Below are 15586 nucleotides of genomic sequence, written 5' to 3' on the forward strand. Positions count from 1 at the left end.
GTCGTCCGACGCGACACATCCAAAGGCTCTCTCAGCATCAAACTCAAGCGAGCTGGCTGGGATGAGGCATTCTTATGCAGCGTTCTCAATGGGCTGTAAGACGCGTGAGCCAAACGCGATTGCCCTGTCGCTGACGAGACTGTGCTTATTCAGGCATGGAAGAAGACATCTAGCTACATTCGCTACCACAACTGGTTTTCAGATACCCTTGAGCTTGACCGCACAGCTATCAATCTAAGGGAGTTCATTACCAATATTTCGACCGAGATCAAATCTGATAGCCAACTCCTTTCTGACCCGATCCGAATGGTTCCGGCACCAAAAAGTCAACAATGGCGGATCGAAAGTGGTGGCCAATGGAAACCGGTCAACGGTAACGGCGACACTGCGAAGATCCGTCCGCTCGCTCATGTGAGCCTGCGCGACCAAGTGATTGCGACAGCTATGATGATGTGTCTGGGCGATCGTGTCGAGACGCGCCAAGGTGACCCCGCCATGCCACTTGACAGTGCTGAACTGCATACAGTCGTCTCGTATGGCAATCGGTTGTTTAGCGATTTCAAGAACGGTAAAGCGCACCAGCGGTGGGGTTCAGGTACACTTTATCGGGGGTTTTACGAGGATTATCAGACATTCTTAGCCAGGCCAGAAGACGTAGCTGAGCGGATTCACAAGGGCCATCCACGGACGCTGATCGTGCAGTCTGATCTTCGCCAATTCTATGATCGTGTCACAGACGATCTCTTGCACAAAGCGATAGTAAACCTTCGGGATGACTCTGGTGAGGCCGCGTTTTTCGAGCGTGTAACAGGCTTCTTGAAGTGGAAATGGTCAGATAGTGACCTTAAAGAGGTTGATATATACGCCAAGCAATCCGGCATTCCGGATTTCAGCAGAATTGTACTACCACAAGGGCTTGTTGCGGCTGGCTTCTTCGCCAACGTCGCCCTTGCGACATTTGACAAAAACCTTAGAGACCAGGTCGGCCGAGAAATCCTGCCAAATATTAAGTTGCACGACGTCGCCCGCTACGTTGATGATCTCCGGTTTGTGCTGTCTGCCCCATTGGACGTGGACATCGAAGCGGTAAAGACCGATATCTTCAAATGGATCAAAGGCAGTCTGGATCACTCCGCGCCTGGCCTTAGTCCGGCAGAAGAGAAGACACAGGTCACGGCTTTCCGGGCGGACGAAAGACCCCTAGTACAGCAGAGCAAGCGCATGGCGCGGATCCAGACAGCAATTTCAGGAGGTTTTGACCCCGTTGCTGGCGGAGAAATCCTCGATTCCGTACTTGCTCTTGTCAGGGCCCAGGAGCGGTTGGCGAAGGCCGAAGCGGTCAACGAGCACGACCCGTTCCGACCTGTTCCTGATGTGCGCGATTCAACCGTTGACCGCTTCGTTGCTGGTCGGTTTCGTTCAACTTATCGCTCTCTTCGCCCTCAGCTTTGGCAAACCCACGAGGATAGTCAGGCTGAGGGTGACGGCGAAGAATATAGCCAATTTCGAGGGGTTCGCACCCGAAACGAGCTCGACGATGAAATGCGAGCCTTTGCACTGGAACTGATCTCGAAATGGGTCAGCGATCCTTCCAATGTCCGTTTGCTGCGGATCGCCCTCGACCTTTGGCCCGATGCTGACGTCCTGACGAGAGTTCTCAATCTATTGCGACGGTTTACCCAAAAAGGGGGGCCCCGGAATGCACCGCGGCGGATCGCATGGTACTGCTTGTCCGAAATCCTTCGCGCCGGTGCCGTGGAAACCGGCTTTGTCGAGGATGATGAACAGCTTCCGTCTGCAGTCAAAGTCGACGAATATAGACGGGTGCTCCGAGAAGAAGCCCTAAGAATAGTTTTCACCACGGAAACGCGCCTTCCATGGTATCTCAAACAGCAAGCTTATCTGCTACTCGCAACAGATCCACCAGATATTCAGGCGCTGCCATCTCACGGAAGTAGCGATCTTTCACCCTATACCCGGCTGCTGCGCTTTCTGAAGGGTGATGCGCAAAAATGGCTGTCTGATGAATTCGCCACCTATGCCGTTCTTGCTCGGCGCTCATATTTGGACGCACAACGAGCAGCGGCGCTAGTAGGGCCGCAGTTGACGCCATCTCGAATAAATCGAATTGCGTCGCTAGATCCGAATTTTGCTGCTGAGCTTGTGGCTGCGACGGGTGGGGTATCCTCGCTGACCCCGCGAGCTAAGGCGGATCTCGGTCTCTCAGATCATTCCGATGCCAAGAGCAACACGCTGGCCAAGATCGTACTCTCACCTGAGACGCGAAATAAACTGCGCAACGAGCGCGCCTTGCTGAGCTTCGCTTCCAAGTTCCTGCTGGCAATTGACGGCGTTGCGGAGACAGCACCTATTTCCCCATCCGAGGTAACTCTGGGTCTGGATGCGGAGATGAACGAGGTTGGAGAGCTTCAGCTCCACCGTCGCAACTTGGCTGGCGATTCACTTTATGACCCGCCGAACTGGGTTCCTGTTGATGATCACTGGCGATTTCAACTTGGTTTTCTTCTGCGCTTCATCCTGACCGCCCAGCCGGATTTCACAAGGCCAGCTCGGAGTCCACATTGGAAAGAGGAGAAGCAGATCTACAGGTCGCCTGGCGGCCATTGGCATGAGCGGATACATGGTTTCTTTAATGGCTATTCTGCGTTCGGTGATGATTGGCTGCCCATTTCTGACTGGGTGGAGAGGTTGCTCTTCGGCCTCTTGTGGTGGCCGGGCTGTGCTGGAAAACGGGAGGATACTCCAGTTGCGGGCACCATGAGAGAAGCTCAGGAAGCCATTGGCGCGCGTCTGAAGTACATGCGGGAGATGCAAGGAACTAGCGTTGCCCTGATGCCCCTTAAAGTACCTGGTGCTTTTAAGAGGGAGGGGAAGCCCCTGCGGGCGTGCGTTGTCCAGATGGCATTTCCCTCGGTGGACGACTTTCATGAAAACGATCTTACTATGTCAGATGCAGATCTTCGAATACGTCATCGCCGCCATCTTTCTGCGGCCTTGGCTGCGGTCAAAAGCTCATTGGCCCTCCGCGAAACGCACAAGGGCATGGACCACAGACTCGACTGGCTTATTTTGCCCGAGCTTGCGGTCCATCCCGACGATGTGCGGACGCACCTTGTTCCCTTCGCACGAGCGCATAAGACGATCATCCTCGCAGGGCTTACTTATGACGAGCTTTTTGCCGGTCAGCCGCTTGTGAACTCTGCGCTCTGGATACTGCCTACCCACCATCCCACGCGCGGTGCACAGATCCTGATTAGGCGACAGGGCAAAAAACACTTGGCGCCGAGCGAGAAAAGCTTTGAGACCAATGGGTTGGTTCAGTCGTTCCGCCCTTGTCAGTGGCTGATTGGATATGATTGGTCCAAAGATCCAGACAGCGATCCGCTTTGGCTGACTGCCGCCATTTGCTTTGACGCAACCGACCTTCATTTGGCGGCCGACCTGAAGGATAGGTCTGACATTTTTGCTATTCCAGCCCTAAATAAGGACGTGAAAACGTTCGACAATATGGCTCTGGCTTTACACTACCACATGCACCAAATGGTCGTGGTAGCGAATAACGGCAACTATGGTGGAAGCAACGCTTATGCACCCTATGCTAAGGATTACAGGCGGCAGATATTCCACATGCATGGACAGCCACAGGCTTCGATCGCATTTTTTGAGCTGGAAAACATCGCCGTGTTCAAGGACCGCAAAACGAGTGGGATAGTTTTCAAGCCACCACCAGCAGGTTAGTCGAAACCCCTGCCAATGGCAGGTTGCCATGCGCTTCAAGCATATTTAACCTGCAAAGTCTTATCTTCCCCTCTTGTCGGCGACAGACCAAACCACCGACCCAATGGTCAGCAGCGCCCCAATCATCGGTTCGACATCGGATGCCTGGACAAGACCCTTTGCGACGAGTGCGGTGCCACCAACAGTCAGGATTTGGCGTACAAGTGCGAGGATTGCAGGTTTCAGCATGGTATTCTCCTGTTCAGATTTCATTGGTGGTTGAGAGGAACTCGCCGGGCTTCATGGTCGGCAGGCGCTGCAGGCGGGGCGGTTTAGTTGAGGGCCAGCGGGCGCCGAGGAGCCGCGATTTTGCGATGCGCGCCACGGTGACAGCGTCGGATTGGTTGCCGCCCAGCACGTAGAAATGCATGTCGTCCTGGCCGACCGCGAAACCGACATGACCGCCAGACCCGCGTTCGAAGACCAGTATGGCCCCAATGATCGGCTGTACTGTTTGCCCAAACAGCAACCAGTTGCGTGCCCAGTAGGGATTGGTGCCCAGCGCGCCGAGCAGCGGTTCATCCGGCAGGGCCACGCGGATGCAGGTTTCCACGAAATCCCCACACCACGGATTCTTGGACGGATCGCCAAGAGATCGGCCATCGCGTTTCAGCCAATCCATCAGCCAGGATCGATCGCGGGCCTCATGGCGACCGAGGGCAGACTTGGCTTCCGTGATCCAAGGCAAGAGGCCCGGTGGGGCGACAGACGCCGCGCGCCCGTTCGCGGCCAGCAGCGCTTTCATCGCGCGGGCGGTGCGCAGGCCCCAGAGGCCATCGATGGCGCCGGGGGAATGGCCGAGTTTATCGAGACCACTCTGGATCAGCCGCATGGGTTCGCGGGTATCGGTGGACATAGGGAGGCTCCTTTTGCTCGTCGCCGGGCATCAAAAAACCCGCCTTGCGGGCGAGTGTGGGTGGGATCGGAATGGTGGGTGGTATGCTGGTCAGTCGGTTCGGCCGCGCTGGAAGGCTTCGAACATCAGATCGCGCATCGCACGGATGTCGGTCTCGATGCGTTCCAACCGGTCCGCATCGTCGTCGCGATCTTCGGCGCGCTGACGATCGACGCGGTAGCGTTCCTGGCTGAGTTCTCGATCGAGGCGGGCGAGCATCGCGTCGTTGGTGAAGGCTTTGCGTGTGACGGAGGCCAGAAGGGCTATGGTGCCGCCAATCAATGCTGTGATTGCAGCCGCAATCCCATTGTCACGCAAGGCCTCGGCGACCTCCTGCAGGAAGCTGGTTTTCTCAGTCATGAAGGGTCTCCTAGAAGTCGGTTTCGACGTAGACGCCGGAGCAGTCGTAGGCGACCGCCGCCGCCGTGGTGCCGGTGTTCATGTAGTTGCGGGGGCTCAGGAGTTGGGTGGCTGCGGGCATGTCAGTGGTGATGGTGAATTCAATGGCCACGCCGCTCACCTCCTCAACCACCCGAACACCGATATCTCCGCCGTTCGGGGCGGCGGCGATATAGAGCGACAAGATGTTAGTGGTGCTGGCCACCGGGAAGCTACCGCCCAGATCGGTCAGGCTTGGTGCGCCTGCACCATCGTTGTGCACCAGCTGCCAGTTCGTATGGGTGCCGCGCTGGAAGCTGATGCCGACGCAATTCACCGCGGCGGCCAGTGTCAGATTGGTGGCCAGTGCTACCGTTGAGCCATAAAGCCCAAAGAACCCCATGCCAGTCGCCTGCAGCGTGGTCAGCGACAGCCGGTTGACGTAGCTCCAGCCTCCCAGCCCGTCGGCATTGCCGCGCCAGCAGACCCATCCGGCAGACCGTTCCTCGGCCACGGCATCTGCCGTCGCGGCGCTGGTCACACGCCAGCGTCGCATGCTGGTCGAGAGGTTGGTGGTTGCCAGCGTCGGCGTGGCAACGGTGCCAACGGCGGTGCGCGGCATGCCATTGGTGTTGACGGTGGTGCCCGTGGACGGTGCCCAAGTCGCAATCCTGTTCACGCCGAAATGCGGCTGCAGGGGGAAGAACCGACCGGATGGGCGCTGCACGTCCAGCCATCCGGCCCCGGCGCGATCCCGGGCATAGATCGCCAGTTTGCCAGCAGGCGGCGGGTCAGGTGCTGCGGGAAGGTTGGGCATAAGCAGAGGTTCGGGCAGCTCGACCCGGCCAGAGGTACGGTCAATCTTGATGGCCTCGTGAAACGTTCCGCCATCCGGGCTGACCTTGAAGCTAAAATCATCACTGCCAAGAAGGCCGATCAACGCCCGCGCCGAGAACCCGGTCTTGAAGGCGAAGGCGGCATCATTAGCCGGGCCATTTTTGTTGAAGGTCGCCTCGATCCCAGCGCCAGCGTTATTGAACAGCATGGCGGGAGCGTTGATCGACAGCCGGTTGTAGCTGTCGGCCGCAGCGCCACCGAGGCCGAGCAGTTGCGCGGTCAGGTTCGCCTGCGGCATGCCGACCTGTGTCACGGCATTTGCGAAGGTGACGGTCGGCGTGTTCACCACCGTCGTGCCGCCAGCCCCTGACGTGGCCGAGCCGATATTGACGACCGTCGTGGATCCGTTTGCGCCGCCGGTGCCGAGGTTCAGGGTCTTGGTGACGCCGGTCGTCGTGGCTCCGATGCCGATCCCGTATGTCGCGGTCGTCGTCGCTGTCCCGATCGTGGCCGTCGCCGCCGAAACCGTGACGGTTCCCGAGGCCGATAGGGTACCGGAGAAGGTCTTGTTGCCGCTGAAGGTCTGCGTGCCCGCGAGGATTGCCAGTTCCGACGAGGTATTGGGCAGCGTGAAGGTCCGGGTGGTGCCAGTACTGATCCCCGACAGCGAGAACAGCGCCTTCTTGGTCGGATCGGCGTCGTTCACCAAGCTGAACACGGCGTCCGACACATCCACCGGTTCGCTGACCAGATCCCATGCGCTGCCGGTCCAAACGGCAAAGGCTTGTTCTGCGGCGATCCAGGCCAGCCAGCCCGGGCGGGGGACCAGCCGCATCCAGACGCCATCGACCCAGAACGCCACATTCAGATCCCAGCCTGCCCAAAGGCCGATGGCACCAGAGACCACGATATATCGGTCGCCGTCGGCAGGGCTGGCGGGCGGCGTGGTGCGCGTGCGGTCGAGGACGGACAGTTGGACCATCGCATCGAGCAGGCGCAGCGCCTCGTTGTGGGTGACATGCTTCTGAGCTTGCGATGCCAAGATATAGGGCAGCAGGAGGTGAGTGGTGATGTCGGACATGGGTGCTTTCAGAAGCTGAGGGTGACTGATCGCCCAGCGCCCCGGCCGATCAGGGCCGAGAGCTGGTAAATCCGAATGGCAATGGATTGGCCGGGGCCGAGGGGTGCGCCCCAATCGGCGGTCTGCTGGGCGGCAGTGTAGAGCACACTGGTCGTGGTGGTGGTCAGTGTGCGTTTGACGGCACCACCATCACGGATTTCGACCTCATAGGCCTCGCTGTCCTCGGCCAAGGGTACATCGCCCGCGCCCCAGGTGTCGGCGACAAGGGATCGCGACCGGCGCGTCCAGCGGATCGTCAAATCGCCGGGGCTGCGGGCGATGCGCCACGGCTGTTCGACATGCGCGACAGAGAAAGGCCGCAGCCCAGCGCCCTCGGGCGTAAAGGTTGTGGCGACAAAGGTCTCGTCGCTGACCGGCTTTGAGGCCGGGCCGATGCGCCAGTTCCACGGCAAGCCGAGATCGGCTTCGGAAATTGGCAGTGAGGCCAGCGCCGCATCCAGCACCACCACACGCGCGCCGGTCGGCACCGTGCTTGCGATCGCATGTTCTGTCCCGCGCTGACCGCGCAGCAGCCGGGCCAAACGATAGCGACCCGGCGCGATCAGCTCGGCCGTGCCAGCCTGGATGATTTCCCACTGCCCAGCGCCAGTTTCAACCGCCAGAGCGTTGGCCCCGCCAAGCAGGGAGATGTCCGTGACGCTTTCCAAGGTGCCCGAAAACAGATCAACCACCAGCGCATTGCCGAGATCGAAGCGCGACACCGGACCCGCATAGAAATCCGCCGCCAAAACGCCCATGCGCGCGCGCGTGCCAAAACTGGTCAGCAGGGAAAAACCATCTGTTGCGGCGCTGCGGTAGACCGCAATTTCACCCGGCCATGGTTTGGCGTAGGCAGCGACCAAAGGCCGATGGGCTGGCTGATCCTCGCGCAGCTGCGGCAGGTCTAGGAGCACGATCTCAGGCATCCCAAACACGGTTGGCGTTGAAAGCGATGCTGGACGCGGCTCGCCGGGCGGCAGATCGTAGATTGTGCGGTCCTGGCGCACGGCGTCGATGCTGCGCAGGTCCGAGTCTGCGATGGAGACCACGCGCATTTCCGTCAGGCGGCCGTCATGATCGAGCAGGATGACGTCGCAGGGATCCAGCGCAAGACGTGAGGGCGGTAGCCGGAACACCGCACTTTCGCGGCCGACCCAGGCTTCCATCAGCGCACGGCGGCAGCGACGTTCAGCTTCTTCGGGTGGCACCGCCATTGGGAACGCCTCGGAGGCGATGCGCGAAGTATCAACCGTAATGCGCCGCGCCTCGACCTGTGCTGCGTCATAATTTTCGTCGGCGCGGGCGACCTGCCATTTGAGGGCCTGTGGCAGTTCGGTTTCCTGTGCGCGGGTCAGCTCCATGACGTCGCCTTGCGCGGATGATGGTGCCACCATGCTGTCTGGCGTAACTGTCGCGCTGGCAATTCGGCCACGCATCAGAAAGCGAATGCGGCCCTCACTCTCAACTGGATCGAAGCCGAAATGCCGGGCCAAGGTACTGATCGAGGCGCGCGGGGCCTCCAGCGCAGAAATCACAAAGCCTTCCACTGCACCCCAGAGGCCAGAAACGTCGATCAGTTCCTCGGGCATTCCTGCGCGCAAACAGAGATGACGGACGAGGGCCGCCAGCGACACCGCCCCCAGACGTCCGGTCAGCCAATGTCCGCGTCGCCAGTTTGGGCCATCGGTCCAGACAGTGGTGAGTTCGGGGAAAAACGGATAGGGCCGGGCATCCCAGGTCCAGGCGGCGCATTCCGGCACATGGACCATCCTGCTGCCGTAGACAGTAGAGGTTGGGTTGTTCGCCGCAGCACCCCAGAACAGATAGGTCGCCTCGAGATAGGTACGCTGGATCGCATCATCCCGCCAACCGCGCGAGAAGTAGGGCGTGAAGCTCTCGGATGATTTTGGATCGAAGAAGACGTTCGGTTGGTTGGTACCACGGTCGATGGCCGGGCAGCCCAGTTCGGTGAACCAGATCGGCTTGGACTGCGGCACCCATGCGGTTGGCGTCCCGCTTTCCACCCCGCCTGGCCGGTTGAAATGCGGCTCGGACCACCAGGTCCGCAGATCCTTGTAGCGGAAGACCCAAGGCTTTGCAGCAGCGCCGTCCGTAATCGGCGTCCTGACCTGCGCGGCGCGGTCAGCCGGGTTGGCGTAGAACCAGTCAAACCCCTCGCCACCGGTGATGTTGGATTGCAGATAGGCGCGGTCGTAGATCGCAGGAGCCAGTGCAGCGTCGGCATGGTCAAACCCATCGCGCCAGTCGGACAGCGGTATATAGTTGTCGATGCCGATTAAATCGATGTTGGCGTCCGACCAGAGCGGGTCAAGGTGGAAGAAGACATCGCCGCTCCCATCGGCAGGGTGGTGTCCGAAGTATTCCGACCAGTCGGACGCATAGCCAATCTTGGTTCCAGGGCCGAGGATCGTGCGCACATCAGCAGCGATAGCCTTGAATGCCGAAACTGCGGGATAGGTGCTGGCCCCTGAGCGGATGGTGGTCAGGCCGGGCATTTCCGATCCGATCAGGAAGGCATCGACGCCGCCTGCAGCTTTGCACAGATGCGCATAGTGCAGGATCATCCGGCGCAGGGACCATTCTCCGGCTGGGCCGGTCCAGCTGACATTGGTGCCCGAGACGCTGAAGCTTGCGGGCGTGGCGGTGCCGAACAGAGCCGATATTTGCGTGGTGGCCGTCGCGGTCTTGTCGACGGTTCCTGCAAAGCCCGCCGCTGGGGAACAGGTGATCCGGCCGCGCCAGGGGAAAGTCGGCTGACCGACACTGGCGGCATTGTTTGAATAAGGGTTCGGTTTGGTGTTGTCGGTGGGCACGTCCATCAGCAGGAACGGGTAAAAGGTCACGCGCAGCCCGCGTGCCTTCATTTCCTTGATCGCTTGCACCACCGCAAAATCAGCCGGGGTGCCGCCATAGACCGGGCGGTCGTCGGCGTCGCGGCTCACCAGAAAGGCATTGGCGCGGCTGACACCATTCACAGTCCATGCCGAAGGCGCCGTGGTTTTGGCCGCAACCTCCACACCGGGGCGCACCTTGCAGTCCCCCGCGCGCAGATCGTCACCAAACCATGCCACCACCAAGCTGACACTTTCCACAGCGGGGGCCATCGCTTGCAGCCGATCAAGTGCCACGACGATGTCGGCGGTATCGGTGATCGCGTTCAGGTTTTCCGCAACGGTCGCGCCACCGGCGCCACTGGTCTTCTTGACCGGGGCTGTCGCATAGCTGAACTCGCCCGAGGCCGGGATCAGGGTGACGGCCTTGACCAGCCCTTCGGCGGCGTCGGCATCTGCGAGGGGGCGAAACACCTCGAAGCTGATCTGCGGCAGGCGGTTGCCGAAGGCGCTGAGGTCCAGTTCCTCGAACACCACATAGGCCGTTCCGCGATAGGCGGGCGTGCTGGCAGCACCCATCTTGGCTGCAATGAACGGATCAGCCGTTTGGGCCTCATCGCCCGGATACCAGCGCCAGGTGACGCCGGTCATATCCATCGCCTTGCCGTCGGCCCAGACGCGGCCAATGCCGGTGATTTCGCCTTCGCAGAGCGCCACGGCGAAGCTGGCGTAGTACAAATACTCGGTCGTCTTGACCTTGCCGCCCCCGCCACCCTTGCCACCACCTTGGGTCGTGGTCTTGGTCTCCTCGCGGAAATCCGTGGCCCAGATCACGTTGCCGCCGATCCGCATGCGGCCAAAGAGGCGCGGGATCACCGCGCCTTCGGTCGATGAGGTCATGCGCAAACTGTCCAGCCGCGCACCTTCAATGCGTTGCGCGGGGGCGAGGGACGAGACGATCCAACTGTCGACCACCGATCCGATGCTAGATCCGATGAAGCCGCCGATGGCTGCGCCGGAAAAGCCAAGGATGGACCCGCCAATGCTGCCGCCAATCGCGGAGCCGACGGCACCGAGAACCAAAGTTGCCATGTGTGAGGTCTCAGCGTTGAGGGAACAGGAAAGCGAAGGCGATGCGCCGCCGCCACACCGGGGTCAGGAATTCTTCAATGACGCCCAGCCGCTCGTAAGCATGGATAAAGCGGTCGGGTCCGGTCAGGATCCCGACATGCTTGGCGATAGCGCGCTGGCCCATGCGGAACAGGACCAGTGCGCCGGGACCGGCTTCGGTCGGGGCGATTTCCGACATCATCGCTCGTGCGCCTTCGGCGAGTACTTCGCGGGGACCGGTCTCGCCCCAATCCCGACTGTAAGGTGGGATCGGGAAAGGTTCTTCGCCCACCACCTCGCGCCAGACGCCGCGCGCAAGGCCAAGGCAATCACAGCCGACGCCGCGCAGGCTGGCCTGGTCGTGGTAGGGTGTGCCGAGCCACGATCGTGCACTGGCAATGACAACGGCGGCGTCAACCACGGTCGGGATGTCTTTCATAGCACGTTCCCCTCATGGCCGCCGTCCTGGCTGGCATAGCGCAGCACCGCATCCTGGCCGGGGATGTTGGGAAAGCCCCGGAAGTTCGCGACATTCGCAAACTTCGTGCTGCAGGTGGCGATCCGCTTGTCGCAGCCCGCGCGCGCTATGAAACTGTCGCCCTCCGCGATGGGGCGCACCGGTGCTTCGAGGAGGGTCAGGGTCGCGATGGCATCGGTCAAATCATGGGAAAGCACCTCGGTGATGCGACCTGCATTGGCACCGCTGGTCCAGCTGAGGGTGCCGGAGGTAAACCAGCCCGCATCAAACCCGGCGAGCCCGGAGGCCATGAACGCCCTGTCGCGCAGAAGGTCGGTGACCACGCCGGGGCCCTTGTAGATGGCGTTTTCCAGATCGATGCAGCAGCGCGCGTCGCCCAGCGCCGCGTCACACCCCGCCTGAAACGTCCGCCCGACCGTCTGGCCAAGCACATGCGCCAGCGACCGCACCTCGGCCACGAAGGCCATCCGCCCGCGCCGGATTTGCCCGACCGCCCCGCGCCGCAAGAGCACCCGCTGACTGGTGTCGGCCCAATTCACCCGCCACAGCTCGATCGCCGCATTGTCCCAGCGCCCGTCGAAGATGTCGGTCTCTGTGATGCGGTCGGAGGTCAGCACGCCGCTGGCATCCTGTGCATCGACGGCTAAGTCGGACCCAGCGCGGATTTCCGAGGCGGCGAACCCGCTTTCTGGCTCAAACGCAGTCCCATCGAAGGCCAGCGTGCGGTCATGATCGGTGAAACCCAGCGCTACGCCGTCGCTGCGCGTAATCCGCCAGCACCAGGACAGGGTGGTGGTGCCATCGTCGAGATGGGCCTGCAGAGCCGGGGAGAGGGATTTCATCTGCGGATCTCCAGGAGGGGGATGGACGTGATCGACCCCAGCCGCTCGATATCGAGGGTCACGTCGAGAGTGTCTGTGTCGAAGCGGACGGGCACGTCGAATTCGAAGCCAGCGGTGATCGTGACACCCGCGCCGGGCGCGTTGGCGAAACTCACGCTGCCGGTGGTGGTGTCGGCGCTCCAGCCCGACATCTGCTCCACCCCATTCAGGGCGAGGCGGACGGTTCCCGCCACAGGCTTGGCGATGGCGCGGGTCCAGCTTTGGGTGCCAGAGGTATAGCGCTTCAGCAGTGCGAAGGTTGTGACGGCCCCGTTGCCGGTTCCAATGGGCTGGTCGATGGGGGCGACTGCCTGCGACGGCAAGCTGGACTTGTAGTCGGCCCAATCCTTGTGGCGGAAGCCGTGCAGGCGGCCGTTGCGGGCCTCGAAGAAGGCAACCACCGTTGCCAGATCGTCAGTGCGGCGGATGCCGTAGGCCACATCATAGCGGCGGCGCGAGTTGGCCCAGCTGGCGTTGCGCTCTTCGTCGCCGCTCACCAACTCCACCACTTGCGTGCGCCGTTCGGGACCGCCGCGTGCGCCACGGCTGATGTTGTCGGGGAAACGAATTTCGTGAAACGCCATCACATACCCCTCCGCCCGAGCGACACCGCGCGGGCGATGTCGGCCGCGACCTGCGTGCGCGATTGCCGGAAGCTTTCAGCGTCACGCGACATGATGGTCACCGAGATATTCGGGGCAGAACCTTGCCCTTGGCCATAGCCAGCAGCTTCCCGACGAGACAACACCCGTTCACCGCGTTGCAGGATCGCTGGAACTTCGTCGGGCTTGATCCCGGCCCAGCCACCGGCATGCATGCGAGGGGCACCGGCGAAGGCCAGCGCAGGGACCATGCGGCCCGGACCCGGCGATCCGACCACGCCACCCGCGTGCAGGATGTTGGCGAACAGCTCACTCGCGCCGCCCAGCGCGCCGGAGAGCGCATTGGCGATAGGCCCAAGGATGAACCGCCGCGCGGCCAGCTTGGCCAGATCGGCAATCATCGAAGTGACGAGGTCGCGAAAATCCAGTTTGCCGGATTTGACGAAGTCGCCGACAGCGTTCTCGGCGCTCTGGAACGCGCCAACCAGTGTCTGGCCGATATCACCGCCAATATCGCGCGCCTTGTTGGCATAACCGGCAAGTGCCGCCGTCACCGCGGCCCAGCCTGTTGCCGCTTGTTCGGCACCGGCACCGGCAGCAGCCACGGCACCGGCATTGCGGGCAGCACCACCTGCGCCATCCGCTGCGGTGGCGGTGTCATTTAAACCGGCCGCGAGCGCATCCGCAGAACTGGCGGCATCGGCCAGTGCGACTTCCGCCTCTGATCCGGTCCCAGTCACCGCGTCACGCAACGCCTGCCAACTGGCAAGCGGCCGCCCTGCGGCATCTGCGAGCATGCCCGCCGCCTCGCGATAGCCGTCGGCGCGGCCGCGCGCATCTTCGGCCATCGTGCCAAGGCCAAGGTCTGGCGGTTCGAGATAGGTGCGTGACAGCGCCCCCGAGAACGCATCCGCCGCGGCAGTTCCGGCGGTCGTGGCCGCCCCTTCGAAGGGGTTTCCAATCCGCCCGAGGTCAAGTGGATCAAGCGTGCCAATCCGAACGCCGCCTTCGCCTACCGCCCAGTCGGGCAGCAGTGCCAATGCTGCATTGAGGCCAGTGATGAAGGTGTTGATGCGGGTGACGACGCCGTTCAGCATGGCCTCGACGCCTGAGATCAGCCCGTTCGCCGCCTGAAACGCGAAGTCGCCGATGGCACCGGGCAGGCTGCCCCAGATCGCGACCGCTGCATCATAGGCGCCCTGGAAGATCGCTGCTGTCCGGTCGCCGAAGCTGACGACGCCCGCGATGGTACCCTCAAGCGCAGAAAACGCTGCGGCCTTCAGACCTTCCCAACCGGCTGCCATATTGGCAAAGGCCGCATCCAGCGACAGCCGCATCCGCGACCAGACTTCTTTCGCAAGATCGCCCAGCAGGCGAAAGGCCTCGCCCACGCTGCCAACCCGGGAAACCAGCTGCGAGAACTGATAGACCAGCTCGCCTGTGCCAACGATCAGCGCCCCAATCCCGGTCCGGATCAGCGCGCCGCGCAGGAATACGAGGGCAGTGGCCAGACCCCGGACAGAGAGCGCCGCTGCCGCCAGCCCCGCCACCCAACGCCCGGCCATGACGGCCGCGAAGGTGGTGGCATAGGTGGCGAGGCGACCGAGGTTGCCGATCAGCGCGTCGATGGCCGACCGCAGGATCCCGCCATCGGCCGCCAGTGCCACGAAAGCGTTTGCCAAAGCCTCGAGAGACGGGGCCACGGCGACAGCGATCCGGTTCCGCAGGCCCTCGAACACCAGCGACAGGGTACCGAGGGCGACTTGCGTGCGCCGCATGGCCTCGATGGCGTCCGCGTCCAGAACCGCGCCGAGGTCGGCAGCCTGGTCGCCCAGCCTTGCCATTTCCGCGCCACCATTGCGAAGGAGCGGCAGCAAGCGGGTGGCATCGGATGCCATGGCTTCGAGATAGAAGGTCATCTCCTGCTGGCTGAGCCCGGCGCGTTCCAGCGTGTCGACGTATAGCTGTAAGGCTTCTGGTCCGGACAGGCGGGCGAACTGGTCGGCGGTGACGCCCACACGGGGGGCCACGCTCTCGAAGAAATCCGCCATCGGCCCGCCGCCGGTCTGCAGAAAATCCCCGACCCGGTCGTTCACGTCTTTCAGGATGTCGGCGAGCTTCTCCTGCTCGATCCCGACCGTCTGCGCGCCTGCCGACCAACGCTGCAGGGCCTCGGGCGTGGCATTGGCGACTTGCGCGAACTGGCGGATCTGCGCTGCACTCTCGGCGGTGGACCGGACGATGAGGCCGAGCGAAGCGGTGGCGGCAGCGGCGGCCGCAGACATGGCGATGCCAGCGCGGCGCGCAAAACCCGCAAGCCGGGTGTTGGCCAGCTCCATCTCGCGGCTGAGGCGGCCAAACCCCTTTGCCCCAGCCTCGCCGACACCCTCCAGCTCGGCGCGCACTTGGCGGCCGCCCTCCGCCACGAGGCGGACGGATACGCGTTTTTCAGCCATCGCGGCCACCTTCCATCTGTTCGTTCAATTTGCGCACCATCACCGCCTCGATCTCAGGCAGCAGCTCGGCGGCGATCAGGGTGTTCACGCCCAGCGCGCGGGCGAGCGACAGCGCCGCACCCATGTCCCAGCCAAGCACTGCGCCGGGGATCACACGCAGCTGTCCGCCAAGGCGGCCG

11 protein-coding genes are annotated in these 15586 nt (G+C 62.2%); 1 reads left to right on the plus strand and 10 read right to left on the minus strand.

Going from position 1 to position 15586, the window contains the following annotated elements:
- The first annotated feature begins 141 nt into the window (after nt 1-141).
- Nucleotides 142-3759, plus strand: a complete 3618-nt coding sequence (locus FQ320_RS17145; RefSeq protein ID WP_148474454.1) for a hypothetical protein — start codon at nt 142-144, stop codon at nt 3757-3759.
- A gap of 60 nt (nt 3760-3819) precedes the next feature.
- Here the strand turns inward: FQ320_RS17145 and FQ320_RS25725 are convergent, their stop codons facing one another.
- From FQ320_RS25725 to FQ320_RS25730, 10 genes are all read right to left on the minus strand, one after another.
- Entirely contained in the window at nt 3820-3987 is a 168-nt protein-coding gene (locus FQ320_RS25725; protein WP_187393937.1) for a hypothetical protein, read from the minus strand.
- A gap of 13 nt (nt 3988-4000) precedes the next feature.
- On the minus strand, nt 4001-4654 hold the full coding sequence (locus tag FQ320_RS17150) for a TIGR02594 family protein (protein WP_148474456.1): 654 nt from the start codon (nt 4652-4654) through the stop codon (nt 4001-4003).
- Nucleotides 4655-4744: 90 nt separating this feature from the next.
- Entirely contained in the window at nt 4745-5053 is a 309-nt protein-coding gene (locus tag FQ320_RS17155) for a hypothetical protein (protein WP_148474458.1), read from the minus strand.
- A gap of 10 nt (nt 5054-5063) precedes the next feature.
- On the minus strand, nt 5064-6989 hold the full coding sequence (locus tag FQ320_RS17160; protein WP_148474460.1) for a DUF2793 domain-containing protein: 1926 nt from the start codon (nt 6987-6989) through the stop codon (nt 5064-5066).
- A gap of 8 nt (nt 6990-6997) precedes the next feature.
- Nucleotides 6998-10972: a glycoside hydrolase TIM-barrel-like domain-containing protein gene (locus FQ320_RS17165; protein ID WP_148474462.1), complete on the minus strand. Its 3975-nt coding sequence runs from the start codon at nt 10970-10972 to the stop codon at nt 6998-7000.
- A 10-nt stretch (nt 10973-10982) separates the two neighbouring features.
- Complete coding sequence (locus FQ320_RS17170; protein WP_148474464.1) at nt 10983-11429, minus strand: NlpC/P60 family protein; 447 nt, start codon at nt 11427-11429, stop codon at nt 10983-10985.
- Nucleotides 11426-12310: a DUF2163 domain-containing protein gene (locus FQ320_RS17175; protein WP_148474466.1), complete on the minus strand. Its 885-nt coding sequence runs from the start codon at nt 12308-12310 to the stop codon at nt 11426-11428. Before FQ320_RS17175 ends, FQ320_RS17170 begins: the two co-directional genes overlap by 4 nt.
- Nucleotides 12307-12933 (minus strand): DUF2460 domain-containing protein, encoded by a 627-nt coding sequence (locus tag FQ320_RS17180; protein ID WP_148474468.1) that lies wholly within the window; start codon nt 12931-12933, stop codon nt 12307-12309. The genes FQ320_RS17175 and FQ320_RS17180 overlap by 4 nt, the downstream gene beginning before the upstream one ends.
- Nucleotides 12933-15407, minus strand: coding sequence for a phage tail tape measure C-terminal domain-containing protein (locus FQ320_RS17185; RefSeq protein ID WP_148474470.1), 2475 nt, complete (start codon nt 15405-15407; stop codon nt 12933-12935). The genes FQ320_RS17180 and FQ320_RS17185 overlap by 1 nt, the downstream gene beginning before the upstream one ends.
- Nucleotides 15400-15561 (minus strand): hypothetical protein, encoded by a 162-nt coding sequence (locus FQ320_RS25730; protein ID WP_187393953.1) that lies wholly within the window; start codon nt 15559-15561, stop codon nt 15400-15402. The genes FQ320_RS17185 and FQ320_RS25730 overlap by 8 nt, the downstream gene beginning before the upstream one ends.
- Nucleotides 15562-15586: the final 25 nt, after the last annotated feature.

Origin of the sequence: Oceaniovalibus sp. ACAM 378, from assembly GCF_008085915.1 — a bacterium.
In the GTDB taxonomy this organism is placed as follows: domain Bacteria; phylum Pseudomonadota; class Alphaproteobacteria; order Rhodobacterales; family Rhodobacteraceae; genus Oceaniglobus.